We start from the raw sequence: 24,427 nt of genomic DNA, 5'->3' as shown, positions 1-24,427 counted from the left end.
AGGTGGCGGAATTGCATGATCACGGGGTGGGTCTGGGGCGTCCGGGGCGCGCAAAATGCTGGGTTTTGGGCCCCCGTGCCGGCGTGTTGCGCCAACAACCTAGCATTCTGCGGGCAGGCGGGAGGGGCTGAGGGTGGCGGGATTGCATGATCACGGGGTGGGTTCGCGGCGTCCGGGGCGTGCAGAATGCTGGATTTTGGGCCCCCGTGCCGGCGTGTTGCGCCAACAACCCAGCATTCTGCGGGCAGGCGGGAGGGGTTGAGGGTGGCGGGATTGCATGATCACGCCGAGGGGGTGGCGGGATTGCATGATCACGCCGAGGGGGTGGCGGGATTGCATGATCACGGGGGAGGGGTCGGGGGGTTTCCGACGGTGGCGGTCGTCGGCGGCGGCCAGCTCGCCCGGATGATGCAGACCGCGGCCGTCGAGCTCGGCGTCCGGCTGCGGCTGCTCACCGTCGACCCCGACGACGCCGCCGCCCAGGTCATCCCGCAGACCACGGTCGGCCACCACACCGACCTGACCGCCCTCCAGTTACTCGCCGAGGGCACTGCGGCGGTCACCTTCGACCACGAGCACGTGCCCACTGAGCACCTGCACGCGCTCGCCGACGCCGGCCACGCCGTCCGGCCTGGCCCGCAGGCCCTCGTCCACGCCCAGGACAAGCTCGTCATGCGCCGCCGGCTCACCGACCTCGGCCTGCCCTGCCCGCGCTGGGCCGCCGTCCACGACGCCGCCGAGCTCACCGCGTTCGGCGACGAGGTCGGCTGGCCCGTCGTGCTGAAGACTTCCCGCGGCGGCTACGACGGCAAGGGTGTGCGGGTCGTCGCCGGCGCGGACGACGCCGCCGACTGGCTGGAGCGGTCCGCCGGCAGCCCGCTGCTCGCCGAGGAGAAGGTCGCCTACCGGCGCGAGCTCGCCGCGCTCGTCGCCCGCAGCCCGTCCGGGCAGGCGGCGGCGTGGCCGGTGGTGGAGTCCATTCAGGTGGACGGCGTGTGCGACGAGGTGATCGCGCCGGCACCGGGTCTGGACGACGACACCGCCGGCGAGGCGACGACGGTCGCCCTGCGGGTCGCCGGGGAGCTCGGCGTCACCGGCGTCCTGGCCGTCGAGCTGTTCGAGACCGACCAGGGCCGGGTGCTGGTCAACGAGCTGGCGATGCGCCCGCACAACTCCGGGCACTGGACCATCGACGGGTCGGTGACGTCCCAGTTCGAGCAGCACCTGCGCGCGGTCCTGGACCTGCCGCTCGGCGTGACGACGCCGCGGGCCCGCTGGACGGTCATGGTCAACGTCCTCGGCGGGCAGTACGAGGACCTCTACCGCTCCTACCTGCACGTGATGGCTCGCGACCCGGGCGTCAAGGTGCACCTGTACGGCAAGGCGGTGCGGCCTGGTCGCAAGGTCGGGCACGTCACCGTCTACGGCGAGGACCTGGACGACGTCCGGGCGCGGGCCCGGCACGCCGCCGACTTCATCCGAGGAGTGATCGATGAGTGAGCAGCAGCCGCGGGCCGAGCAGCAGCCGCGGGTCGGCGTCGTCATGGGCTCGGACTCCGACTGGCCGGTGATGGAGGCGGCCGCGACCGCGCTGGCCGAGTTCGGCGTCCCGCACGAGGTGGACGTCGTCTCCGCGCACCGGATGCCGGCCGAGATGATCGCCTACGGCCGGGACGCCGCGGGGCGGGGCCTGCAGGTGATCGTCGCCGGGGCAGGGGGAGCCGCGCACCTGCCGGGGATGCTCGCGTCGGTGACGCCGCTGCCGGTGATCGGGGTGCCGGTGCCGTTGCGGCACCTCGACGGTCTGGACTCGTTGCTGTCGATCGTCCAGATGCCAGCCGGGGTGCCGGTCGCGACGGTGTCGGTGGGCGGGGCGCGCAACGCGGGACTGCTCGCGGTGCGGATCCTCGCCGCCTCGGACGACGCGCTGCGCGAGCGGATGACGGCGTTTCAGGCGGGGCTGCGGGAGGAGGCGGCGGCCAAGGGGGAGCGGCTGCGGTCCCGGCTGGCCCGGCCGGCGACGGGGTTCCAGGCCTGATCGCCGGTCGGGCGGACATGCACACGTCCATGGCGGCACGGTAGGCGGGACCGGTGACAACACAGGGCGCCCGACTGTTGCGGGTCTCTGTTGCGGCGTCCCGGCGAGCAGTGGGACGGTGAGGGTCCCTGCGGGGTCAGGGGCGCTAGGAGGCCGTACCGGTGGCCCTTGAGCCCGCAGGGACTGTCTTGGTTCAACACCAGCTTGCCCCCCGGGCTTCCCCGTGCGGCGCGGCGGCGTGCGTCGGCGGTGGGGATAGGCTCCGACCTCGCGTGCAGAGCCACCGTGGCAACCAGAAGCCCCGGTCGGCGCGGCAGTCCGGTCGACCAGGGCCCTGGTATTGCGTCCTCCGGTGGGAGGCCACCCCCGGCGGGGCACTGACCAGGATGCCTGTGCTTACGCGGTAAGGGAACAGCGCAACGTCACCAGCACCCTCGGCTCCGTCACCGGCTGTGACCCCTGTGGCGCCTGTGACTTGAACGTGAGCGCCGGCACGGGTTGGCCGGTACGAGGTGCCAGGCCAACTCTTGACGCTGTGTCAGCGTCTTCGACACGCTTGACGCATCGCAAGGGAATCGGGGATGGTGATGGCTCACGACCTCAAGAGAATCCGCAAGGCGCTCATCGAGCAGCAGTGGCGCATCGAACCAGGCCGTAGAGGAAACCACGACATGGCCTACCCACCGGACCGCACGAAGCCTGGCGTGCCCCTGCCCGGCACGCCAGGAGGGCCGCGGTGGCAGCAGAACCTGATCGCTCAGTTGAGGCGCAGCGGCTTCATCTGGCCGTGGCCGCCGTAGCAGTAGTCGCCGGGCCGGACAGCCGTCAAGCCGGCCTAGAGCCCGGCCCGGGGCCCGAACGACGCAACGACGAACGCCCGAGGGAGGGCGACATGGACTGGACTATCACGATCGACCTGGACGTCGACCAGGACGTCACTGAGGATCACGTCGACGATCTGCTCGAGAGCCTGGCCGACCACGACGCGGCGCTGTCCGTCCAGGGTTCGCGGATCTCCGCGGTGCTCACGATCCTGGACCATCGCAGCGCGGTGGACGCCGCTGCTCGTGGCCATCAGGTCTTCACCAAGGCGCTTGCCGGTGTCGGCCTCGTCCCGGTGCGCGACGTCGCGCTCGAGGCAGTCACCGTCGAGGAGGCCGACCGGCGTCTCGACGTGCCCACCATCCCGCCGCTCGTCGGCGCCGCCGAGGCGGCGGAAGTCCTCGGCGTTTCCCGGCAGCGCGTCCACCAGCTGCACCATGGGCACAAGGGGTTTCCCCGTCCGGCGGTACAGGTGAAGATGGGCCCGCTGTGGACGCGGGCCAGCATCGAGGCTTTTGACCAGTTCTGGGAGCGTCGCCCTGGTCGCCCGAGGAATGCTCCGTCCGCTGGCTGGGCTCCCCGAAGCCTTCCCGGTGAGTCGCGTCACGAACGCAGCGCCCTGGGGGCAGGGCACGCCGAGGGTGGCGGGATTGCATGATCACCGAGGGGAGGAGCGCGCCGCCACCACAGAATGCTGCGTTGAGCAGGGCTTGGCCGGCATGTCGCGCCAACAACCCAGCAGTCTGTGAGCTGGCCGGGCCCGCCAGAGGGTGGCGGGATTGCATGATCACCGAGGGGAGGAGCGCTCCGCCACCACAGAATGCTGCGCTCGGCACGGCTTGACCGGCGTGTTGCGCCAACAACCCAGCATTCTGCGAGCTGGCCGGGCGGCGCGCGCCCGAGGGTGGCGGGATTGCATGATCACCGGGAGGGAGGCGAGGGCTGAGGGTCAGCGGGCTTGGGGCTGGGCCTCGGCGATCTCCCGCACGGTCTGCTCGTCCCCGGCGAGCAGGGCGCTGAACAGGCGGTCCGCCTGCTCGGTGTCCCAGTCCACGACAGACCCAGCGCCCTCGCGGCGGCTCAGCCCGCCGACCGGCACGGTGAGGCTCAGCGCGTCGCCGCCGGTGGTCTGCAGCAGCCCCATCCCGAACTGCGCCAGGTCGATCGGCCCGGTGCCGTCGTCGACGGCGAGCGCGGACCCGGCCGAGCGCGCCAGCGGGAACGCCTCGAGCGGGTTGAGCAGCGTCGCCGGGGACGCGGCCTGCGCGGCGATGGCGGCGATGAGCTCGCGCTGCCGCTGCACCCGCCCGAGGTCGCCGTCCGGGCCCTGCCGGGTGCGGGCGTAGCCGAGGGCGGTCTGGCCGTCCATCGTCTGGCAGCCGGCGGCGATGTCGAGGTGCCCGGCCAGCGGGTCCTGGATCGGCTCCTGCGGGCACAGCTCGACCCCGCCGACGGCATCGACGATGTCGGGGAACGAGGCGAGGTCGGTCTCCACGTAGCTGTCGACGGCGATCCCGGTGGCGCCCTCGATGGTCTGCGCGAGCAGCGCCGGCCCGCCGAACGCGTACGCGGCGTTGATCTTGTTGGAGCCGTAGCCGGGGATGGGCACGTAGGAGTCCCGCGGCACGCTGACGAGCACGGACGGCCCGGTCAGCCCCATCCGGTGCAGCAGCAGGATGGTGTCGGTGCGCGCTCCGCCCCCGCCGCCGATGTCGGTGCCCTCCCGGCTGTCCGACCCGACGAGCAGCGTGGTGTGCCCGGGCGTGGACGCGGCCAGCCCGAGCGGCCCGACCCGGTCGACCGCGGTGTACCCGACGAGCCCGAGCGCCACCGGGTAGCCGATCAGCAGGATGAGCAGGACGACGAGGAACGTGCCGAACCCGCCGCGTCGCCGCCGCGCTGGTGGCGGCGGGGGAGGGGTGTCGGCCTCGTCCCACCAGGTCTCCTCGCGGGGCGTGACGGGCGCCGGACGTCGCGGGGCCGGCTCCTCGGGACGTCCCGCAGCCGCCTGGTCACCACGTCCCGCAGCCGCCTGGTCGCCTCGACCGCCGCGTGCACCCGGCCGCGGAGCAGGCGCCCGGCGCAGCCTGGGCCTGGCGCGGTACTCGTGGGCCTCACCCCACCGCGGCTCCTCGGACACGGTGGCCCACGGTATGCCCTGGCCGCCGTCTCACCGGCCCAGCACCCACGGACACGCCGCCCACAGACACGCCGCCCACAGACGCGCCGCCGACAGACGCGCCGCCGACAGACGCGCTGCCGACAACCACGCCGCCGGCACCGGCAGCCGGCTCACCCAGGTCGACCCGCGCCCGCGGGCAGGGCGTCGACGTCGAGCACCGCCTGCAGCAGGACCCGCACGCCGTGCTCGACGTCGTCCAGGTCGGTCCACTCCTGCGGGCAGTGGCTGCGCCCGTCCCGGGATGGCACGAACACCATCGCGGCCGGGCCCAGACGCGCCATCTCGACACTGTCATGGGTGGCGCCGGAGTAGAGCCGGACGGCGTCGTGCCCGACGGCCGCGGCCGAGCCGGCGACGACGTCGGACAGTGCCGCGTCGAGCACGGTCGGGGGGTCGGTGTGCCCCCAGGTGAGGTCGCTGGTCGTCCGGTGCCGCGCGTCGGCCTGCGCCACCGCCTCGGCGTACTGCCGCTGCAGCTCGCGCAGCACGTCGAGCCGCGGGCTGCGAAACTCGCCGGTGAGGCGCGCCTGCTCGCTGATCGTGTTCGTCAGCGGGCTCGTCGTGGTGAGCGCGCCGACGGTCCCGACCGTGTCCGCCCCGGCGGCCGCGATCCGCTGCACGGCCAGGACGGCGTCGGCGGCGCAGCACATCGCGTCGCTGCGCCGGTCCATCGGCATCGTGCCGGCGTGGTCCCGGCGGCCGTGGACGTCCAGGACGAACGTGCTGATCCCGCACACCCGGGTGACGACGCCGATGCTGGCGCCCTGCTGCTCCAGCACGGGTCCCTGCTCGACGTGCAGCTCGAGGTAGGCGGCTACCTCACCGGGCCGCCACCGGCAGGAGGCGACCGCGGCGGGGTCGTGCCCTGCGCCGGCGATGAGGTCGGCGAGCGTCGTCCCGGTGTCGTCGGTGGCGCCGAGCAGGTCCGGTCCGAGCCCGCCGGCGATCGCCCGGGAGCCGACGAGCTTGACCCCCTGCGGGTTGCCCTCCTCGTTGGCGAAGTCGACGACGCGCAGTTCGTGGGTGAGCCGGGTGCCGCTGCGCCGCAGCGCGCGGGCGACCTCGATCGCGCCGAGCACGCCGACGACCCCGTCGAAGCGCCCGCCGCCGGGCACGGTGTCGCTGTGGCTGCCGACGACGATCGCGGGCGCCGACGGGGACGACCCCGGCAGGACCCCGATGACGGTGCCGACGGCGTCCACGTGGGTCTCCAGCCCGGCCTCGCGCATCTGCGCCGCCACCCACGCCCGGCCGGCGACGTCCTGCTCGCTGAACCCGACCCGGGACCAGCCGGGCAGGTCGGGGTCGACGATCCCGGCGAGGTGGTCCAGGCCGGCGGCCAGCCAGCTGGCTTCGGGGTCGAGGCCGCCACGGCCGACGACGGTCCGGGTCACGACGGCACGGTCTCGGACGCCGACCCGAACGACGGCGGCACCTGGGCGCCCAGGTGCCGCGTGCTGGCCGCGGCCAGCTCGACTGCGACCCGGACGGCGGGTACGACGTCACCGCCTGTCCGGGTCAGTTCGTGGGCGAGCACCCCGCAGAAGGCGTCGCCGGCGCCGCTTGTGTCGACCACGTCGACCGTCGGCGCGGGCACGTGCTCGACGAGCCGGCCGCCGGGGGCGAACACCGCCGCGCCGTCGCCGCCGAGGGTGACGACGAGAGTCCCCTCGAAGGCGAGCGCCTCGGCGCAGGCCTGCACCTCCTCCGTCGTGTGCGGGGTGGGGCGACCGACGAGCTCGCCGAGCTCGGTCCGGTTCGGCACGAGGACGTCGACGGCCGGCAGCAGCCTCGCGATCTCACCCGCGTCGCCCATCGGGGCCGGGTTGAGCACGAACCAGCGGCCCTGCCAGGCACCGGCTGCGGCGAGCAGCGCGTCGACGGGCACCTCGAGCTGGGCGAGCAGGACGGCGTCGTCACCGGCGGTGACAGCCCGCGCCGTCCACGCGTCGTCGAGCCGACCGTTGGCGCCGGCGTCGACGACGATGAGGTTCTCGCCGCGGTCGTCGACGACGACGACTGCGGTGCCGGTGGGGACGGCCTCCAGGACCAGGACGTCGGAGACGTCGATCCCTCGGCCAGCGAGTGTCGCCAGGCCGAGCCGGCCGTCGGCGTCGTCGCCGATGGCGCCGACGAAGCGGACCCGGCTGCCGACGGCGGCCGCCGCGACGGCCTGGTTGGCGCCCTTGCCGCCGGGGGAGGTGTGCCGTTCGCGGGCCAGCACGGTCTGGCCAGCGGTCGGCAGGGCACTGACGACCAGGGTGCTGTCGATGTTCAGCGACCCGACGACGCAGACGCCGCCGGTGCGCTCGCCGGTCATCGCCGACCCAGCCGGTCCAGCGCCCGCAGCACGAGGTCCCAGTAGCGGCCGGCGTCCAGGGTCATCGCGACTCGGGCGTTCGGCGTCCGGTCGGGGTAGCGACGGTAGAGGTCGACGACGGTCGTGCCGCGGGTCCAGGTCCCGGTGAGCTCGACGGCGACGAACGCCTCGCGCCACTGGATCGTCGCGGGATCGACGAGTGCGGCGACGGTGCACGGGTCGTGCACGGGGGGCGCCTCGAACTCCCAGATCCGTTGGTAGGAGCCACCGAAGAAGCCCATCCACGCGGCGCAGGTCTGCCCGACGCGGTGCTCCATGGCGGCCATCCGCTGGACCACCTCGGGGGTGGCCAGCGCCTGGTGGGTGAGGTTGAGCCCGACCATCCGGACCGGTACGCCGGAGGTGAGGACGACGTCGAGGGCCTCGGGGTCGGCGAACGCGTTGAACTCCGCGGTCGGGGTGTGGTTGCCGCGTTCGGTGGACCCGCCCATGAAGATGACCTCTCGCACGGACGGCGCGATGTCGGGCTGGTCGCGCAGCAGCCGCCCGACGTTCGTCATGGGGCCGGTGACGACGAGGGTCACCGGCTCGTCGGACTCGCGCAGGGTGCGGGCGAGCAGGGTGACGGCGTCCTCGGCGACCGGATCGAAGGCGGGGGCGGGCATCGGCGGTCCGTCCAGTCCGCTGGCACCGTGCACGTAGTTGCCCAGTGCCGGCTGGCCGGCCAGCGGGGCGGCTGCTCCCTGGGCGACCGGGACGTCGGTGACCCCGGCCAGGGTCAGCACCTGGACCGCGTTGCGGGTGGCGTCCTCGACGGCGCAGTTGCCGAAGCAGGTGGTCACGGCCAGCAGGTCGACCTCGGGGGAGCCGGCGGCGAGCAGCAGGGCGACGGCGTCGTCGTGGCCGGGGTCGCAGTCGATGACGATCGGGACGGGCATCACACGTCCTCCCCGGCCAGCCAGCGGAGCATCCCGCCGACGAGCGGTGCGAACCCTTGCCAGTCGAGGAACTCCTGCGGGCACCAGTGTGGGCCGATGTCAGAGGTCCACGCCAGGGAGCGGCCCTCGCCGACCTCCCGGGTAGCGAGCAGGACGTCGTCGTCAACGGTGACGACGACGGTGCCCTCGTCGTGCACCGTCACCTCGTTGTAGCCGAGCAGGACCGGGGCGCCGGCGCACAGCGCGGCCAGCGGGTGGGCGGTGTCGGCGACCTGCACCCGGGCGCCCTGCGGGGCCTCGACCCGGTCGTCGCCGGCGATCATCCGCACCGGCAGGACGTCGGCGATCGGGCTGCGGCGGAAGTTCGCCACCCCACCGATGCCCTGGAAGCTGAGGTAGCCGCCGGCCATCATCAGCCCTCCGCCGCCGCGGGTCCACTCCCGCAGCGCGATGAGCGGGTTGTCGCTGCGCTGGCCGTGCTTCCACGTCTCGGGGGTGAGGACGAAGGAGTTGTAGCCGATGTCGGAGAGGATGATGACGTCGTACTGCGCCAGCGCCTGCGCCGTCCGCGGGAACAGCGCCGGCACGTCGTGGCCGTACATCTGCTCGACGTAGATCCCTTCGGTGGCCGCGGCGGCGATGAACGCGTCGGCGCCGGTGTCGAAGACGGTGCTGGTGAAGTGGTCGAAACCCTTCTGGTGGGTCTCGTGGACGATCCAGCTCTCGCCGGCCAGCAGGACGCGCGGCACGGGGCCTCCTCAGGTCGATGTCGGTTGTCGGTTCCGGGCTTCGGTTCCAGGGTCCAGGCTGCACGGCCAGGTCTCGTTCAGCGCCCCTCGCGTCAGGACCCCCGGCCCTCGAACAGTGCTCGTGGGTTGTCGACGAGCAGCCGGTCGGTGACGGTCTCGTCGAGGCCGTGCCGGTGCAGCCGCGGCACGAAGTACTGCAGCAGGTGGGCGTAGCCCGGCCCGCCGTGGGAGCGCAGCAGCGACTTGAGGAACACGTCCTGGGAGACCAGCAGCTGGTCGAGGTGGCCTCGGTCGACGAGCCGGGCGAGCCAGGCGGCGTTCTGCTCGTCGGAGGGGCACTGCACCCCCTGGTCGGCGTAGAACACCTCCATCCCGATCATGTCGTACTGCACCCAGGCGCCGCGGCGCAGCAGCTGCTCCTGGTAGTCGAGGTCCTCGCCGGAGGGCCCCATGTGGCACAGCACGACCCGGTCGGCGGGCACGCCGACCCGCTCGGCGGCGTCGAGCACGTCGTGGCCCCGGCGGAACCAGCCCGGCAGGTGCACCTGGACCGGTAGTCCGGTCTCCCGCTGGGCGAGCAGGGCGCCGTCCAGGCTGCGCCGCTCGGCGTCGGTGAAGTCAGCGCTGACGCCGATCTCGCCGATGATCCCGGGTCGGGCGCCGTCCTCGCCGGTGCGGAGGTCCTCGACGATCCGCGCGGCGATCGCCTCGGCGTCCATGCCGGCGACCTCCGCCGGGTGGCTGGACTCCAGGTAGTACCCGGTGCCGGCGACGATGGTCACCCCGGTGCGCCGGCTCACCGCGGCCAGGCCGGCCAGGTCCCGGCCGGTGCCCAGCCCGGAGGCCTCGACGATGGTCCGTCCGCCGAGGGCCGCGAACCGGGCCACCTCGGCGACGGCGACGTCGACGTCGTCCAGGCGGCAGTTGTCGAGGTTGGCGAACGGGTCGTGGCGCAGGTCCCACAGGATGTCCTCGGTGACCGGCCGGTCGGCCAGGTCCTGCGGGTCCCACCCGCGTGAGGACGTCGGCTGCCACCAGGAGGTGACGTCGTTGAGGACGTGCTCGTGGGGCAGGGTGACGCCGAGGTCAGCCGCGTCGACGGGCCCGGTCACCGTCATCACCGAGGTCATCGGACCACCCCCGAGAACCGGCTGAAGATCTTGCTGTTGAGCAGGATGGCGACGACGAGGATGAGGCCTTGGACGATCGGCACCCAGTAGACGTCGACCCGTAGCAGGACGAGGCCGTTGCTGATGATCCCGAGGGTGAGGGCGCCGATCGCCGAGCCGATGATCGAGCCACGCCCGCCCATCAGGCTCGTGCCGCCCAGGACGACGGCTGTGATCACCTCGAGCTCGAACATCGTCCCGGAGTTGGGGGAGCCGCTGGACAGCCGGGCGGCGGTGATGACCCCGGCCAGGGCGGCGGCGAAGCCGGTCATCCCGAGCACGGCCATCTGGATGCGGCGGATGTCGACGCCGGAGCGGCGCAGCGACTCAGCGTTGGAGCCGACCGCGACGACGTAGCGGCCGAACCGGGTCTGGGAGAACAGGTACCAGGCGCCCGCGACCGCGGCGATCGCGATCCAGGTGGGGGTGTAGAGGCCGAGGAGCTTGCCCTGCCCGAGCGGGACGATCCAGTCCGAGGTGATCGGCGTGCTGTAGCCCTCGGTGATGAGCAGGGCGACCCCGCGCACCGCGGTCAGGGCCGCCAGCGTGACGATGAACGACTGCATCCGGCCGTAGGCGGCCAGGGCGCCGTTGAGCAGACCGAGGACGAGGCCGAGCACGAGGGTCGCCAGGACGGCGAGCACCGGGTTGCCGGTGGCGGCCCACAGTCCCAGCGCCGCGGCGGACAGGCCGAGCACCGACCCGACGGACAGGTCGATCTGCCCGGTGGTGATGACGAACGTCATCGCCATCGCGACGATCACCGTGGGGGCGATCTGGCGCAGCACGTTGACGATGTTGTTGACGCTGAGGAAGGCGTCGGCCTGCAGGGAGAAGAACGCGAACAGGACGACGAACACGACGCTGATCGACAGGACGCCGAAGTGCCGGGCGACGAACGCCGAGCCGGTGCCTCGGGCGCGGCGGCTGGTGCTGGCCGGCGGCGTGGCGGTGGTGGTCATCGGCTCAGGTCACTTCCCCATCATCGCGGTCACGAGCTCGGACAGGTCGGTCTGGTCGGGGTACAGCTCCCGGTGCTGGACCCCCTCGTAGAGGACGACGAAGCGGTCGCACACCTCGAACAGGTCCTGCAGGCGGTGGGTGATGAGGACGACGGAGACCCCGCGGGCGGAGACGTCCCGGATGAGCTGCAGGACCATCTCGACCTCCTTGGCGGCCAGCGCGGCGGTCGGCTCGTCCAGGACGAGCACCTTGGGGTCGAAGGTGACGGCGCGGGCGATGGCGACCGCCTGACGCTGGCCGCCGGACAGGGTGCCGACCTCCTGGCTGGTGTCGCTGACCCGGATGTGCAGCCGGCGCAGGTCCTCGGCGGCTTCGGTGTGCATCCGCTTGTGGTCCAGGCGGCGGGTCAGCGGCCGGTAGATCTCCCGGCCGAGGAACAGGTTGGCCGCGACGTCGAGGTCGTTGCACAGCGCGAGGTCCTGGTAGACCATCTCGATCCCGTGCTCGCGGGCGGCGCGCGGGCCGGCGCGGGTCATCTCCACGCCGTCGATGAGGATCCGCCCGGAGTCGGGGGTGACCGCTCCGGCCAGCATCTTCATCAGCGTGGACTTGCCGGCGCCGTTGTCGCCGACGAGTCCGATCACCTCACCGGCCCCGACCCGCAGGTTGACACCGCGCAGCACCTCCAGGGCGCCGAAGCGCTTGTGGATGTCCACCATCTCGACGCGCGCCGGGGGTCGGGCGGCGTCGGCGGTCTGCTGCGTCACGGTCAGTCCTCCGGGTCGGGGCCAGGGCCGGTGAGGGGCCCGCGGTCAGTTGAAGATCTCGCGGTACTCGTCGACGTTCTCGGTGGTGACGATGGTGATCGGCACCGGGATGAAGCCCTTGGGCTCCGCACCGTCGAGGATCGCCTTCATCTCGTTGACCGCCTCGACGCCCTCCTGGTACGGGTCCTGCTGGATGACGGCGCGGACCAGACCGCTGTCGATGCCGGCGATGACCTCCTTGGTGAGGTCCCACCCGATGATCACGGTGTCGGTGTTGCCTTCGAGCGCCGCCACGGCGCCGACGGTGGCCGGCTCACCGGTGGTGTAGACGAAGTCGAGGTCGGGCTGGGCGGTGACGAGGTCCTGGGCCGCGTTGGCGGCGGTCTCCTGGACGTTGTCCCCGTTGACCGACTGGGTGTAGATGGCGCCGGCCGCGTCGACCACCGCGCGGAAGCTGTCCTCCCGCTGGTTCTGGATGAACGAGTTCTTGGCGTCGACGACGCCGTAGCGGGCGCCCTCGGCGAGGCCCTCGTCGACGACCCACTGGCCGGCCTCGGCCCCTGCCGCCTCGTTGTCCACGCCGACGAACGTCTCGACGCCCTCGAGCTCGGCGTCGATGGCGACGACCGGGATGCCCTGGGCCTGGGCGGCCTCGACGGCCGGCTTGACACCGTTGACGTCGATGGCGACGACGATGATCCCGTCGACGTCCTGGGAGACGAAGTTCTCGATGTCCGAGCTCTGCCGGGCCGAGTCGTTGTTGGCGTTGGCGATGACGAGCTCGCAGCCGACCTCGTCGGCCGCCGCCTGGGCGCCCTCGTTCATCTGAGTGAAGAACACGGCGGTCTGGTTGATCTGGGTCATCCCGATGGTGCAGGAGTCGCCGCCGCCGGCCGCCTGGGTGTCGTCGGCGGGAGCCGGCTCCTCGGTCCCGGTGCTGCAGCCTGCTAGCAGGACCGAGGCGGCCACCCCCAGACCGAGGCCGAGGCGGATGCTGGGACGCGGGTGCTGGGACATGGGGCCTCCACGGTGCGGGGTGTGGGTAAACGATTACCAACCGGAGTCGCCACGTTAGCCTCGTGAGCGCCGGGGACGGAAGACGGCCGTGGTTACAGTCCGGTAAAGGATTACCGAGAGGGGTACGGCACGTGGCGGGACGGGGAACGGGCTCTCGGGTGACGATCCGGGACGTTGCGGACCGGGCGGGGGTGTCGACGGCGACGGCGTCCCGGGCCCTGACCGGCAGCCGCCCCATGTCGCCGGACCTGCGCGACCGGGTGCTCGCGGCGGCGGCCGAGCTCGGCTACCGGGTGAACCTCCTCGGCCGGGCGCTGCGCCAGCAGCGGATGAGCGTCATCGGCCTGGTCGTGCCGGACCTAGAGAACCCGTTCTTCGCCGCCCTGGCGGAGCACCTGAGCCGGGTGGTGGAGCCGTCGGGGTACGAGCTGCTCGTCGCCAGCGCCGGCGGGGACGTCGACGCCGAGTACCGGGGGGTGCAGTCCTTCCTCGGCCGGCAGATGCAGTCGCTCGTGCTGATCCCCTGCGACGAGGAGGGCAGCCGCGCGAGCCTGGACGCCGCGACCGCCGAGGTGGTGACCGTCCAGCTCGACCGGCGGGTGGCGTCGTCCGACGCGGTGTACGTCGGGTGCGACAACGCGGCCGGGATGGACCTCATCGCCGAGCACGTGCGGGCCCACGTCGACCTCGCCGTCCAGCCGGTCGTGTTCGTCGGCGCGGGGACCCGGTCGTCCTCGGCGCGTGAGCGGCTCGAGGGGTTCCGCCGGCACTTCCCCGACGCTCCGGTGCTGCTGGGGGACTTCGACGTGCGCTGGGGGCAGCAGGCCGCCGACCGGCTGCTGGACGACGGGTGGACGAGCGGCACCCTCGTCGCCGCGGCCGACGTCATCGCGCTCGGCCTGCTGTCCCGGCTGCAGTCGCGCGGGTTCCGGGTGCCGGGGGACTTCCGGGTGATCGGGTTCGACGGGGTGGGCGTCACCCCGCTGGCGCACCCGGAGCTCACGACGGTCCGCCAGCCGGTCGAGGCGATCGCGCAGGCGATCCTCGACGTCGTCAGCGCCGGCACCCCGGAGCACTCCGACGTCCGGCCGGCCCCCACGCTCGTCGTCGGTCCGTCCAGCCCCGCGGACTGATCGCCGCCGCAGACACGCCGCTCGCAGAGCCGCGGCCAGTATCACCCCAGCCCGAGCCGCGGCCCCTCGATCGCCGGGCAGGTGTCCATGACGACGTCCAGCCCCGCAGCAGCGGCCCGCGCCGCGGCGTCCTCGTCGACCACCCCGAGCTGCAGCCACACCGCCTTGGCTCCAACGGCGATGGCGTCGTCCACGACCTCCCCCGCCAGGTCGCTGCGGACGAACACGTCGACGACGTCGATCTCGCCCGGGACGTCCCCGAGCGAGGCGTACCCGGTCTCGCCGAGCACCTCCTCGGCCTTGGGGTGCACCGGCACGATCTCCTTGCCGAGCGAGTCACGCAGGTAGCCGGCGATCGAGTACGCGGTGCGGCTGCGGTTGGAGGACAGCCCGACGACGGCCCACCGGCGGGTGTCGGTGAGCAGCCGGCGGACGACGTCCGGGTCGTTGACGTGAGCCATGCGACCCACTTCAGCACGGGGTAGCGTCGGGCGCCATGCAGAACGAAGAGGCCCAGAAGCTGCTCGCGCAGGCGCTGCGCACCGCCGGTGGCCGGGACGAGGAGTTCCCCGCCTTCTGGAAGAGGCTGGACGCCGAGGCCAAGGAGTTCCTCGCCGACACCCTGGCGAAGTCCCTCGTCGCCATGGTCGGCCAGCGGGCCGTCAAGCAGGGCGGCAACCCGGCGGCCGCCCTGGAGGAGTTCACCCGTGTCGTCGCCCACGGCGGCATGCGCGTGCCCCGCGCCGGCAAGCACGCCGCACCCGACACCACGAAGGAGGGCTGAGCCGTGCGGTTCGGTCTGTTCATCCCCCAGGGCTGGCGGCTCGACCTCACGAACGTCCCGGACGCCGAGCAGTGGCCGCGGATGCGTGACCTCGCCCGCCGGGCCGAGGCGGGGCCGTGGGAGTCGATCTGGGTCTACGACCACTTCCACACCGTCCCGGTGCCCGCCGACGAGGCCACCCACGAGGCGTGGAGCCTGATGGCGGCGTTCGCGGCGTCGACCGAGCGGGTCCGGCTCGGCCAGATGTGCACGTCGATGGGCTACCGCAACCCCGCCTACCTGGCCAAGGTCGCCGCGACCGTCGACCACGTCAGCGGCGGCCGCCTGGAGATGGGCATCGGCGCCGGCTGGTACGAGCACGAGTGGCGCGCCTACGGCTACGGGTTCCCCGGGGCGGGGGACCGGCTGCGCGCCTTGGACGAGGGCGTCCAGATCTTCCTGCAGATGTGGCGGGACGGCCGGGCCACCCTGCACGGCGAGCGCTTCGACGTGGACGGCGCGATCGGCCGGCCGCTGCCGCTGCAGGACGGCGGCCCGCCGCTGTGGATCGCCGGCGGCGGGGAGCGCAGGACCCTGCGCACCGCGGCCAAGTACGCCGACTACACGAACTTCGACGGCACGCTCGAGGGGTTCACCCACAAGTCGCAGGTGCTCGCCGAGCACTGCCGGGCCGTCGGCCGGGACTTCGAGGCGATCACCCGGTCGGCCAACTACAACGTCGTCATCGGCCGGGACGACGCCGAGGTGGCCGAGCGCCTGGACGCCATCCGCGAGCGCTACCGCCCCTACCTCAAGGAGGACAGGCTCGAGCGGGCCGTCGACTCCTTCCGCACCGGCCCGCTCGTGGGCACCCCCGAGCAGATCTGCGAGCGGCTGGCCGCCCTGCAGGACGCCGGGATGACGTACGCGATCACCTACTTCATCGAGGCGGCCGACGACACCAGCGGCATCGAGCTGTTCGAGCGCGAGGTCGTGCCGCAGTTCCGGTCCTGAATCCCCGACCCGGCCGAGGAGGCCCGCCATGACCCTGCCCCGCCTGCCCCGCCGCTCCGCCGCCGTCCTCGGTGCCACGGCCCTGGCCCTCAGCGGCCTGGGCGCCGTCGCCGGCCCGGCCGCCGCTGAGGCCCGTGGGATCGACGACGCGTGCACCGGCAACACCGCCGACGCCGGGTTCACCGACATCGCCTACCTCACTGCAGACGGAGAAGACGCCGTGAACTGCCTCGTCGCCTACGCCCTCACTGAGGGCGTGAGTGACAGCCAGTACGCCCCAGCGCAAGGGGTGAAGCGTTACCAGATGGCCCTGTTCCTGCACCGCGAGCTGGCGCACCTCGCGGCCGCGAACACAGCCATCGCCATGCCGCACGGCGCCGGCAACACCTTCGAGGACGTCGACGGTCTCTCCGAGGAGGCGCAGACCGCCATCGATGCTCTCGTCGCAGCCGGGATCACCGACGGCCGGAACGACACGGAGTTCGACCCGCACGCCATCGTCACCCGCCTTGACATGGCTTCCTTTATCGTCCGTGTCCAGGCGTATGTGGCCGATCAGCTTGCGGACGGCACGGCCGCGTATTCCGCGGACGACTCGACCGCCGAGTTCGACGACCTCACGATGGGCGTCCCGCGCCGTGACGATGTCTACGCCCTGGAGAGCGTGGGCATCGTCGAGGGCACTAGCACGACCACTTATGCCCCCTACGCTCCGGTGACCCGCGCGCAAATGGCCTTCTTCCTGACCCGTCACCTCGACGAGAACATCGAGTCCGGTCGGTCCTTGGCGGTCGGCCAGGACGTGGTGTGGAACAGCACGCAGGTCCTTGCCTACGGCGACCTGTCGGACGCCGTGGCCGCCGCCGCCTCCGGCGACGTGCTCGTCACGATGGGCGAGTTCACCGAGACCGAGCGGATACTCCTGGACGATGACGGCGTCGTCGTCACCGGTCGCGGGGAGACTGTCGTGCACGGTTCGTTCGAGGTCCGCAGTGCGGCGGATGTCACGCTTGACGGCCTCCTCCTCACCGACTATGTGACTGCCGCCGGTGTCACCGCTGGGGTCTACCTCGCTGACGTCACCGGCGTGGAGATCACGAACACGGTCTTCGTCGGCGGGGACGAGGGCACCTTCGCCGGCCGTGGAGTGGAGAACGAGACCGGCGGCGCGGTGGAGGGGGTCCGGCTGCTCAACAACGAGTTCTACTTCAACGTCACCGGTGTCTACGCCAACCCCAGCGCCGACTACGTCATCGACCGCAACGTCTTCCAGCAGAACACCGCTGGCAGCGTCAACGACGCCGACAGCACGATCCGGGAGAACGTCTTCGGTAGCAACGGCGAGGGAGTCGGTCTCAACTCCACCGGCTCCACGGTGGCCGGCAACCTGTTCGGAGCAAATGACGTCCACGTCGCCGACTACACCCGCACCTACAGCCTCGAGACCATCCAGGCCGCGAACGGCTTCGACGCGGACGTCGAGGTGGCTGAGGGCGAGACAGCGAACCTCATCGTCGACATGGGGTGACGCCGGGACGACGAGCCGCCGGGACAGCGGCCGCCGAGGCTCACCCCGGCGGCCCGTGCCTGTCCGGACTCACCTGGAACTTTGGTCACGAACTGGTCCCGACTTGGCGGTGACGTGCGGCACTGTTGCCCGTGACTACCCGTGTCGCTAGAGTCACGGGCGTCCACTGGCTCCACGGACGTCATCTCCCCTGCGACGGGGGCGGAGCTTGCGACTCGGCAGCCTGCCGAGGTCGCGCGTTCTAGTCCGGCGCCGCGGTGACTGACGTGCGAGGTGTCCTGGACCGAATCCCGCCCCACCTGGGTCGGGAGGGGGCCCCTGCGGGGGCGAACATCCACCGGTGGATGGCTAGGAGGCCATTTTCATGAGTTTCACCACCCGACAGGGCAGCGCTTTCTTTAAGCGCTCCCTCGCGCTGGTAGGCGCCACCGCGCTGCTCGCGCCAATGGCGGGCGTCGCGCAGGCCGCACCGGTCCGTACGGACCTGAGCGCCACCTGCGAGGGCCTGACCGAGCACCCCTTCGTCGACGTCGCCGCGATGTCGAGCGAGACCGCCCAGGACGCGATCGCGTGCCTGTTCAACTACGGCATCACCGAGGGCACCTCGGCCACGCGCTTCTCGCCCTACGAGGACGTCCAGCGTGTTGACATGGCCGTCTTCCTCGCCCGCCAGCTCGACTACATCGCCGACAACTCGGACGTGACCCTCCCGGCCGACGTCCCGGACGCCGGCTTTGAGGACACCGCGACCCTGAGCGAGGAGCGGCAGGCCGCGATCGACCTGCTCGCTGAGCTGCAGATCACTGAGGGCAAGACGCCCACCGAGTTCAAGCCCTACGAGCCGGTGCTGCGCCGCGACATGGCGTCCTTCATCAACCGCGTCCAGAACTTCGTCGCCGACGAGCTCGGCGCGGAGGCCGCTTACGACGCCGACGAGGCCGACGTCGTCTTCACCGACGTCCCGGCCACGATGGAGCGCTCCGAGGACATCTACGCCCTGCAGAGCGTGGGCATCGTCGAGGGCACCGGCAGCGACAACTTCTCGCCGTACGAGAACGTCGAGCGGTATCAGATGGCGTTCTTCATCATGCGTCACCTCGACGAGAACATCGTCGCCGGCCGGGTCGACAGCCTCGTCGCTCCCATGACGAACCAAACCTTCATGGTGAACCCGCAGGATGAGGTCGCGCTCGACGTGTCCACCTCTGCCGTGGACAACACCGGTCGTCGCACCTTCACCATCGAGAACCCGGTTGCGGACGCTGAGCACCAGCTCATCGTCGTTGACGCCTCCGAGGTGACCACGACCGATGGTGTTGTGACGCTGAACTCGACGGACGGCGAAGCCGATCTGGCTTCCACCAATGCGGCGTACATCGAACTGGTCGACGGCGCTGCCGCTGGTCAGGTCGAGTCCACCACGGTGACGCCTGACTCGGGCGACGCGATCGACGTTGTCATCGACTCGCAGACTGCCGGTGAGGAAGTTGCGCTCATCGTCTGGTTCGACGCGGACGAGGACGGTTCGCTGGATGTGGACGCCGACGGCGCCCCGACCGAACCTTTCGGTGTCAGTGGCGTGACCAACTACATCCTGCCTGAATCCGGGGACATCAGCACCGCGACGCCCGTGACAGTCAGCGGTGTGAATGCGGACCTGGGTTACTTCGACGACGGCACTAACACGTTCTTCTACGACAGTGACGACATCTTCCGCTACAACGGGGGTGCGGATGTCGGTATCGACGTGTTTGAGGGGTGGCTAACCGCTGGCGACGTCATCACCGTGACCTACGACGCCGATGGTGTGTCGATCTTCAACACCACCGACGACGAGGTTCCGGCTCCGTCCGACGTCACCGCGACGATCACTTCTGAAGGCGACGCTGCGACGACTGACGACAACACGGTCGAGGTCACCTGGACCGCATCGCCCCAGGCAGACGCCGTGTACACGGTCGAGCGGACCACGACCGAGGGTGGCCCTGTAACGACCACGGTCGCGACCGAGGTGACGGGTACTTCGTACACCGACACCAACGTTCCGGACGACAACGCGGGCATTACCTACGAGGTCACCGCAGTTGGTGGCACTTCGGGCGAGGACGATGGCAACAGTGACATCAGCGACCCGATCGTGATTCCGGCGCCGGACGCCGACATCGCGACGATCACTGATGGTGCCGTTGTCGAGACCGATGTAACAGCTGACACCAACGACGCCGCCGGTGAAGCCACCGACGGTGACGTCCTGAAGCTGTACTTCGACGATGACGCCGTTGTCAGTGCCGGCGCGTCGCTCCAGGTGAGCGGTACCGCTGGTGGTTCTGCCATCATCGAGAACGGCGTCAACGCCACGATCGCTGCCGACGGTGACGTCGTCACGATCACGCTGACCGCCGACCTCGTCGGTACCGATGACCTGACCTACCCGCTGACCGTGACCGACGTTGCGGGCATCGAAAGCGTTGATGGCGTCGCCACGACCCTCGGCGGCGCCAACAACTGGCTCGATGTCACCGTGGAGGACGATGGCGCTGAGCTGCTCAGCGCCACCTACGACGCCACCGGTGCCGACCCGACGGTCACGTTCGTGTACAACGAGGCTCTGGACTCCACCACGGGGATCCTGAGCGAGGGCAACTACACCGTCACGGCTACCGGCTCCGCCACCGCGGTGACGTCGGCCACGCTCTCGGCGGACGGGATGACTCTGACGCTCGTGCTCAACGGCACGCTGGCCACAGGCGACTCCGTTACGTTCGACGCGACGGCTGAGGACAATGACGGTCAGACTCTCGTTGACCCAATCAGCTTCACGCAGAGCTAACGGATGCGATAGCTGAGCATCTGTGCTGGAGCCCCGGTCCCCGAAAGTTGGGGGCCGGGGCTTCCGGTGTGTCAAGGGCCTGCGGCTACGCGCGTCGAATGTGTGGTGACCGCAACGCTCAGGTCATCCAGGTCGAGATGTAGGTACCGGCTGGTGGTGGTGGTGATCGAGGCGTGGCCGAGCAGCCGCTTGATGTGCTCGAGGCTGACACGGTGAAGCAGGTGGTGGAGTCGAGCAGGCCGATTGCGGAGGTGGCCCGGGATCTTGGTATCAATGCGGGGACGTTGAGTAACCGGGTGGCGAAGTACCGTGAACAGCATCCCGTGAGTGAGGAGTTGTCGGTGCCGGAGCGGGCGCGGTTACGCGAGCTGGAGAGGGAGGCCCGTGAGTAGCGCCGGCATCGCCGCGTTCACCGACGTGCCCCCCCGACGGGTACGCCGCCGGCGCGATCGCCTGAGCCCAGCACACCGGCATCACCAGCGGCACCAGCGGCACGAGGTTCTCCCCGACCCGCAGCCTCATCCGCGCCGACATGGTCACCCTGCTGCACGCCACGCTCGTGGAGTGACCCGGCGATAGGGTGCGGCCCCGTGGATCCCAGCGGTCGTCTCGCCGTCATCGGCCTGGGCTACATCGGCCTGCCCACCGCCGCCGCGTTCGCCACCCAGGGCCTCGACGTCGTCGGCGTCGACGTCAACCCGGCCACCGTCGAGGCCGTTAACCGCGGCGAGGTGCCGTTCGTCGAACCCGACCTCGGCGTCGCCGTCAGCGGCGCCGTCCGGCTCGGCCGGCTCTCGGCGAGCACCGACGTCCCCGCCGCGGACACCTACATCCTCGCCGTCCCCACCCCGCTGCAGGCCGACCGGACGGCGGACCTGTCCGCCGTCCGCGCCGCCACCGAGGCGCTCGCCCCCCGGCTGCGCGGCGGGGAGCTCGTCATCCTGGAGTCCACGTCCCCGCCCGGCACCACCGAGCAGATCGGACGCTGGCTCGCCGGAGCCCGCCCCGACCTCGCCGTCGCCGGCGTCACCGCCGACCGGAGCGGGGACCCGGTGCTGCTGGCCCACTGCCCGGAGCGGGTGCTGCCCGGCCGGATCATGATCGAGATCGTGACGAACGACCGGGTCATCGGCGGCGTCACCCCGGAGGCCGCCGAGCGGGCCGCGGCCGTGTACCGGCTCATCGTCCAGGGGCGGCTGCTGCTCACCGACGCCCGCACCGCTGAACTCTCCAAGTTGGCCGAGAACGCCTACCGGGACGTCAACATCGCCTTCGCCAACGAGCTCGCCCGGGTGTGCGAGCGGCTCGGCGTCGACCCGTGGGAGATGATCGACCTGGCCAACCGGCACCCGCGGGTCAACATCCTGCGCCCCGGGCCCGGCGTCGGCGGGCACTGCATCGCCGTCGACCCGTGGTTCGTCGTCGCCGCCGCCCCCGAGGACGCCACCCTCATCCGCACCGCCCGCCAGATCAACGACGGGCAGCCGGGGCGGGTAGCCGCGCACGTCGCCACCCTTGTCGCTGAGGCTGCCGCGGACGGCGAGGGGGCCGCGGCCGGCCGCGGCGGCCGGCCGGTGCGGGTCGCCGTCCTGGGCCTGGCGTTCAAGGCCAACGTCGACGACCTGCGGGAGAGCCCCGCCGTCGACGTCGTCGAACGGCTGCGCGGCCTCGTCGACGGGCCCATCGACGTCGTCGAGCCGCACGTGCGGGCCCTGCCCGCCGAACTTGCCGGCCTCAAGGGGATCGAGCTCGTCGACCTGCCCACCGCCCTTGGCCGGGCGGACGTCGTCGTCCTGCTCGTCGACCACGACGAGTTCCGCGACGTCCCGGCCACTGACCTGGTGGGTAGGCGGATCGTGGACACCCGCGGCCTGTGGCGGGGGAGCGCGTGAGGATCGTCCTGTTCGACGGCATCCAGGAGCCACACGTCGCCACCGGCCTGCGCGACGCCCTGGAGCGCCGCGGCCACGAGGTTCGCTGGACCGGCCAGTTGTGGAAGGGGTACGCGCTGCCGACCGCGCCGCAGGACGTCGCCCGGCTCGATGCCGCCGTCGACGAGGTGCTCGCCTGGCGCCCGAACGCCCTGCTCACCTTCCGCGTCGCCGCCCTCACCCCGGCGAACCTCGGGCGGCTCCGCCGAGCCGGCGTCCGCCTGCTCGCCTGGTTCTCCGACGACCCCGTCCTGTTCGGCCTGTCCACCGGGCCGGCCGCACCGTTGTACGACGTCACCTTGCACACCGGTGGCGAGGACGTCCTCGCGCTGTACGAGGAGCGGACCGGCGTCCGCGGGCTCACCTTCCCCTTCTACGCCGACCCGGAGGCCTTCCCGCACGCCTACCGCGCCCGTAGTGCCGGCCGGAGCACTCCGGCAGCCGCCGTCTTCCTCGGCAACACGCAGACCGCGGCGAAGCGGTGGCGCTATGAGTTCCTGGCACGCTCGGGGGCAGACCTCGTGATCTACGGGCGCGTCCCGCAGGACCCGGCCGGCATCCACGCCGGCCGGCTCGAGAGCGACGCCGACGTCGCCCGGGTGCTGCCGGCGTTCGCCGTCGGGGTGTCCATCCCCCAGCGGTTCGCCGACTACGCGGGCACCCCGTACGACTACCCCGGTCTGGCGGAGCTCGGCTGGTACAGCCTGCCGTCACGGGTCGTGCAGATGGCCGCCGTCGGCCTGCCCGTCGTCGACGTCCGGCCGGACGGCCCCGGACCAGCCGGCGTCCCCACGGTCGAGGTGCGCACGGCCGAGGAGCTGCGGGACGCCGTCGCCGCCCTGCGGGACGACGTCCGGCGGCGGGCAGAACTGTCGCTCACCGGCCGGGAGTGGTTCGATGTGATGCACACCACACACTCACGGGCCGCGATGGTGGAATCGGTGATCCGTGACGGGTCGACGCTGCTGTCGGCGTCCCGCAGCGAACGGGCTGTGTACTACGAGTCCTTCCAGCGCCCGGCAAGGCGCCGACGGTGGCGATCGGTGACGACGCGCTGGTCGTGACCCGGGCTCAAGCCCGGCCGCCTGTGTGTCGACAACCTGGGCATGCGACGCGCGCTGCTCACCCTCGGCTTGCTGGCCCTGTCCGCGGGGGCGTTCACCGGCCCGGCGGCTGCCGTCGAGCCGCGTGAGCCGCAGGCGGCGTGCCCCGCCGAGGCGGCTGACCCGTGGTTCTGGGACGTCCCTCCGTCGTCCGCCTTCGCCGACGAGGTCGGGTGTGCGCGGTACTGGCAGGTCGCAGAGGGCCGGCAGAACGGGTCCTACGGACCGCTTGACAGTGTGCGCCGTGGCGAGATGGCGACCTTCGTCCTGCGCGCCATCGAGAAGTCGGGCGGCACCGTGCCCGCTGCGACGAAGGACTGGTTCAGCGACGACGCGACGTCCCCGCACCGGGGCTCCCTCGATCGGCTGGCCGAGCTCGGCGTCATCCGCGGCGGCGGCGACGGCACCGTCCGCCCCAACGACCGGATCAGCCGCGTCGAGATGGCCGTCATGCTCGTCCGCGCCCACGACCTGCGAGCTGCCCAGGCGGGACGCGACCCGCTACCCCCCGCGCCAGACGCCTTCGTCGACGACGACCACCTGCCGCTCAGCGGCGACATCGACCGTGCTGCTGCGGCCGGCATCGTCGGCGGCACGAGCGGGACCACGTTCGCACCCGGCGACGATGTGCGCCGCGACCACATGGCCGCGTTCCTCACCCGGCTCCTCGACGTCCACGTCACCGACGGAGTCGCCGACGTCCCGCCCCCGCCGCCTCCCGCCCCTCGGCCGGTCGCGCCCGCGCCGGTGGCGCAGAGCACGTCGGTGCTCACTGCGATGGAGCAGCACGTGCTCGACGAGATCAACGCCTACCGTGCGTCCAAGGGGCTGCGGACCCTCGTTGCCGACCCGTGCCTGACCGAGGCGGCCCGGACGTGGTCGGCGAAGCTCTCCGGCGACGGGGCACTGTCGCACTCCAAGCCGACCTGCCCGTTCACGTCGTGGGCGGAGAACGTCGCCTACCACTACGACTACACCCAGCTGTTCGAGGCGTGGCGGGACAGCCCTGGTCACGACGCGAACATCCTGCGCGCGAAGGCGACGAAGATGGGGGTCGGGATCGTCGCCGTGCCGGGGCCGAACGGGGTGGGGACGAGGTACTACGCGACGACGCAGTCGGACTGAGGGCTGACTCGCCTCATGCCTGCCGTGGGGGTCCG

22 protein-coding genes are annotated in these 24,427 nt (G+C 71.7%); 12 read left to right on the top strand and 10 right to left on the bottom strand.

The window, feature by feature from the left end:
• Positions 1 to 405: 405 nt before the first annotated feature.
• The 3 genes from ACFP6A_RS14005 (at position 406) to ACFP6A_RS13995 (ending at position 3,518) form a co-directional block, all read left to right on the top strand.
• On the top strand, positions 406 to 1,500 hold the full coding sequence (locus ACFP6A_RS14005; RefSeq protein WP_379604542.1) for a 5-(carboxyamino)imidazole ribonucleotide synthase: 1,095 nt from the start codon (positions 406 to 408) through the stop codon (positions 1,498 to 1,500).
• The gene (gene purE, locus ACFP6A_RS14000) at positions 1,493 to 2,038 is read left to right on the top strand and encodes a 5-(carboxyamino)imidazole ribonucleotide mutase (RefSeq protein WP_379604522.1); all 546 of its coding nucleotides are present in this window, start codon (positions 1,493 to 1,495) and stop codon (positions 2,036 to 2,038) included. Before ACFP6A_RS14005 ends, purE begins: the two co-directional genes overlap by 8 nt.
• A 736-nt stretch (positions 2,039 to 2,774) precedes the next feature.
• The gene (locus ACFP6A_RS13995) at positions 2,775 to 3,518 is read left to right on the top strand and encodes a hypothetical protein (RefSeq protein ID WP_379604520.1); all 744 of its coding nucleotides are present in this window, start codon (positions 2,775 to 2,777) and stop codon (positions 3,516 to 3,518) included.
• Between the two features lie 291 nt (positions 3,519 to 3,809).
• On the opposite strand, the gene ACFP6A_RS13990 is transcribed toward ACFP6A_RS13995, so the two are convergent.
• The 9 genes from ACFP6A_RS13990 to ACFP6A_RS13950 all read right to left on the bottom strand — a co-directional run bounded on the left by ACFP6A_RS13990 (position 3,810) and on the right by ACFP6A_RS13950 (position 12,965).
• Positions 3,810 to 5,000 (bottom strand): LCP family protein, encoded by a 1,191-nt coding sequence (locus ACFP6A_RS13990; protein WP_379604518.1) that lies wholly within the window; start codon positions 4,998 to 5,000, stop codon positions 3,810 to 3,812.
• 152 nt (positions 5,001 to 5,152) lie between these two features.
• Positions 5,153 to 6,436 carry a M20 family metallo-hydrolase gene (locus ACFP6A_RS13985; RefSeq protein WP_379604516.1) on the bottom strand — a complete coding sequence of 428 codons (1,284 nt, stop codon included), beginning with the start codon at positions 6,434 to 6,436 and terminating at the stop codon, positions 5,153 to 5,155.
• Complete coding sequence (locus tag ACFP6A_RS13980) at positions 6,433 to 7,362, bottom strand: ribokinase (protein ID WP_379604514.1); 930 nt, start codon at positions 7,360 to 7,362, stop codon at positions 6,433 to 6,435. The genes ACFP6A_RS13985 and ACFP6A_RS13980 overlap by 4 nt, the downstream gene beginning before the upstream one ends.
• A complete protein-coding gene (locus ACFP6A_RS13975) occupies positions 7,359 to 8,300 on the bottom strand; it encodes a nucleoside hydrolase (protein WP_379604513.1) in 942 nt (313 codons plus the stop codon). Before ACFP6A_RS13975 ends, ACFP6A_RS13980 begins: the two co-directional genes overlap by 4 nt.
• Positions 8,300 to 9,049 (bottom strand): glutamine amidotransferase, encoded by a 750-nt coding sequence (locus ACFP6A_RS13970; RefSeq protein ID WP_379604511.1) that lies wholly within the window; start codon positions 9,047 to 9,049, stop codon positions 8,300 to 8,302. Before ACFP6A_RS13970 ends, ACFP6A_RS13975 begins: the two co-directional genes overlap by 1 nt.
• A gap of 92 nt (positions 9,050 to 9,141) precedes the next feature.
• Entirely contained in the window at positions 9,142 to 10,179 is a 1,038-nt protein-coding gene (locus ACFP6A_RS13965) for a phosphotriesterase (RefSeq protein WP_379604509.1), read from the bottom strand.
• A complete protein-coding gene (locus ACFP6A_RS13960) occupies positions 10,176 to 11,180 on the bottom strand; it encodes an ABC transporter permease (RefSeq protein WP_379604507.1) in 1,005 nt (334 codons plus the stop codon). The genes ACFP6A_RS13965 and ACFP6A_RS13960 overlap by 4 nt, the downstream gene beginning before the upstream one ends.
• A 9-nt stretch (positions 11,181 to 11,189) precedes the next feature.
• Positions 11,190 to 11,900 (bottom strand): ATP-binding cassette domain-containing protein, encoded by a 711-nt coding sequence (locus ACFP6A_RS13955; protein ID WP_379604540.1) that lies wholly within the window; start codon positions 11,898 to 11,900, stop codon positions 11,190 to 11,192.
• A 93-nt stretch (positions 11,901 to 11,993) separates the two neighbouring features.
• Positions 11,994 to 12,965 (bottom strand): substrate-binding domain-containing protein, encoded by a 972-nt coding sequence (locus tag ACFP6A_RS13950; RefSeq protein WP_379604505.1) that lies wholly within the window; start codon positions 12,963 to 12,965, stop codon positions 11,994 to 11,996.
• Between the two features lie 158 nt (positions 12,966 to 13,123).
• Between ACFP6A_RS13950 and ACFP6A_RS13945 the strand changes: the two genes are divergently transcribed.
• The gene (locus ACFP6A_RS13945) at positions 13,124 to 14,098 is read left to right on the top strand and encodes a LacI family DNA-binding transcriptional regulator (RefSeq protein WP_379604503.1); all 975 of its coding nucleotides are present in this window, start codon (positions 13,124 to 13,126) and stop codon (positions 14,096 to 14,098) included.
• Positions 14,099 to 14,139: 41 nt separating this feature from the next.
• Here ACFP6A_RS13945 and ACFP6A_RS13940 read toward each other — a convergent pair whose 3' ends face one another.
• On the bottom strand, positions 14,140 to 14,559 hold the full coding sequence (locus ACFP6A_RS13940) for a CoA-binding protein (RefSeq protein ID WP_379604501.1): 420 nt from the start codon (positions 14,557 to 14,559) through the stop codon (positions 14,140 to 14,142).
• A 35-nt stretch (positions 14,560 to 14,594) separates the two neighbouring features.
• Here ACFP6A_RS13940 and ACFP6A_RS13935 point away from each other — a divergent pair, with 35 nt between their 5' ends.
• The 8 genes from ACFP6A_RS13935 to ACFP6A_RS13900 all read left to right on the top strand — a co-directional run bounded on the left by ACFP6A_RS13935 (position 14,595) and on the right by ACFP6A_RS13900 (position 24,392).
• Complete coding sequence (locus ACFP6A_RS13935) at positions 14,595 to 14,882, top strand: hypothetical protein (RefSeq protein WP_379604499.1); 288 nt, start codon at positions 14,595 to 14,597, stop codon at positions 14,880 to 14,882.
• A gap of 3 nt (positions 14,883 to 14,885) precedes the next feature.
• Positions 14,886 to 15,875 (top strand): LLM class F420-dependent oxidoreductase, encoded by a 990-nt coding sequence (locus ACFP6A_RS13930; protein ID WP_379604497.1) that lies wholly within the window; start codon positions 14,886 to 14,888, stop codon positions 15,873 to 15,875.
• A gap of 28 nt (positions 15,876 to 15,903) precedes the next feature.
• A complete protein-coding gene (locus ACFP6A_RS13925; protein ID WP_379604496.1) occupies positions 15,904 to 17,403 on the top strand; it encodes an S-layer homology domain-containing protein in 1,500 nt (499 codons plus the stop codon).
• Positions 17,404 to 17,767: 364 nt separating this feature from the next.
• On the top strand, positions 17,768 to 20,233 hold the full coding sequence (locus ACFP6A_RS13920; protein ID WP_379604494.1) for an S-layer homology domain-containing protein: 2,466 nt from the start codon (positions 17,768 to 17,770) through the stop codon (positions 20,231 to 20,233).
• A gap of 173 nt (positions 20,234 to 20,406) precedes the next feature.
• Complete coding sequence (locus tag ACFP6A_RS13915) at positions 20,407 to 20,625, top strand: transposase (RefSeq protein WP_379604492.1); 219 nt, start codon at positions 20,407 to 20,409, stop codon at positions 20,623 to 20,625.
• Positions 20,626 to 20,823: 198 nt separating this feature from the next.
• Positions 20,824 to 22,125 carry a UDP-N-acetyl-D-mannosamine dehydrogenase gene (gene wecC / locus ACFP6A_RS13910; RefSeq protein WP_379604490.1) on the top strand — a complete coding sequence of 434 codons (1,302 nt, stop codon included), beginning with the start codon at positions 20,824 to 20,826 and terminating at the stop codon, positions 22,123 to 22,125.
• Positions 22,122 to 23,228 (top strand): hypothetical protein, encoded by a 1,107-nt coding sequence (locus ACFP6A_RS13905; protein ID WP_379604488.1) that lies wholly within the window; start codon positions 22,122 to 22,124, stop codon positions 23,226 to 23,228. Before wecC ends, ACFP6A_RS13905 begins: the two co-directional genes overlap by 4 nt.
• A gap of 42 nt (positions 23,229 to 23,270) precedes the next feature.
• On the top strand, positions 23,271 to 24,392 hold the full coding sequence (locus tag ACFP6A_RS13900) for an S-layer homology domain-containing protein (RefSeq protein WP_379604486.1): 1,122 nt from the start codon (positions 23,271 to 23,273) through the stop codon (positions 24,390 to 24,392).
• Positions 24,393 to 24,427: the final 35 nt, after the last annotated feature.

This window comes from Quadrisphaera sp. GCM10027208 (genome assembly GCF_042658805.1).
In the GTDB taxonomy this organism is placed as follows: domain Bacteria; phylum Actinomycetota; class Actinomycetes; order Actinomycetales; family SCSIO-59966; genus SCSIO-59966.
The sequence above is the reverse complement of the archived record's forward strand: the minus strand, read 5'-3'. Positions and strand labels throughout refer to the sequence as shown.

Bases quoted from the DNA above. Each gene is read 5' to 3' on its own strand.
- ACFP6A_RS14005 (WP_379604542.1), top strand. From the start codon at position 406: ATGATGCAGACCGCGGCCGTCGAGCTCGGCGTCCGGCTGCGGCTGCTC.
- ACFP6A_RS13965 (WP_379604509.1), bottom strand. From the start codon at position 10,179: ATGACCTCGGTGATGACGGTGACCGGGCCCGTCGACGCGGCTGACCTC.
- purE (WP_379604522.1), top strand. From the start codon at position 1,493: ATGAGTGAGCAGCAGCCGCGGGCCGAGCAGCAGCCGCGGGTCGGCGTC.
- ACFP6A_RS13955 (WP_379604540.1), bottom strand. From the start codon at position 11,900: ATGGTGGACATCCACAAGCGCTTCGGCGCCCTGGAGGTGCTGCGCGGT.
- ACFP6A_RS13925 (WP_379604496.1), top strand. From the start codon at position 15,904: ATGACCCTGCCCCGCCTGCCCCGCCGCTCCGCCGCCGTCCTCGGTGCC.
- ACFP6A_RS13980 (WP_379604514.1), bottom strand. From the start codon at position 7,362: ATGACCGGCGAGCGCACCGGCGGCGTCTGCGTCGTCGGGTCGCTGAAC.
- ACFP6A_RS13950 (WP_379604505.1), bottom strand. From the start codon at position 12,965: ATGTCCCAGCACCCGCGTCCCAGCATCCGCCTCGGCCTCGGTCTGGGG.
- ACFP6A_RS13975 (WP_379604513.1), bottom strand. From the start codon at position 8,300: ATGCCCGTCCCGATCGTCATCGACTGCGACCCCGGCCACGACGACGCC.
- ACFP6A_RS13920 (WP_379604494.1), top strand. From the start codon at position 17,768: ATGAGTTTCACCACCCGACAGGGCAGCGCTTTCTTTAAGCGCTCCCTC.
- ACFP6A_RS13900 (WP_379604486.1), top strand. From the start codon at position 23,271: ATGCGACGCGCGCTGCTCACCCTCGGCTTGCTGGCCCTGTCCGCGGGG.
- ACFP6A_RS13940 (WP_379604501.1), bottom strand. From the start codon at position 14,559: ATGGCTCACGTCAACGACCCGGACGTCGTCCGCCGGCTGCTCACCGAC.
- ACFP6A_RS13960 (WP_379604507.1), bottom strand. From the start codon at position 11,180: ATGACCACCACCGCCACGCCGCCGGCCAGCACCAGCCGCCGCGCCCGA.
- ACFP6A_RS13935 (WP_379604499.1), top strand. From the start codon at position 14,595: ATGCAGAACGAAGAGGCCCAGAAGCTGCTCGCGCAGGCGCTGCGCACC.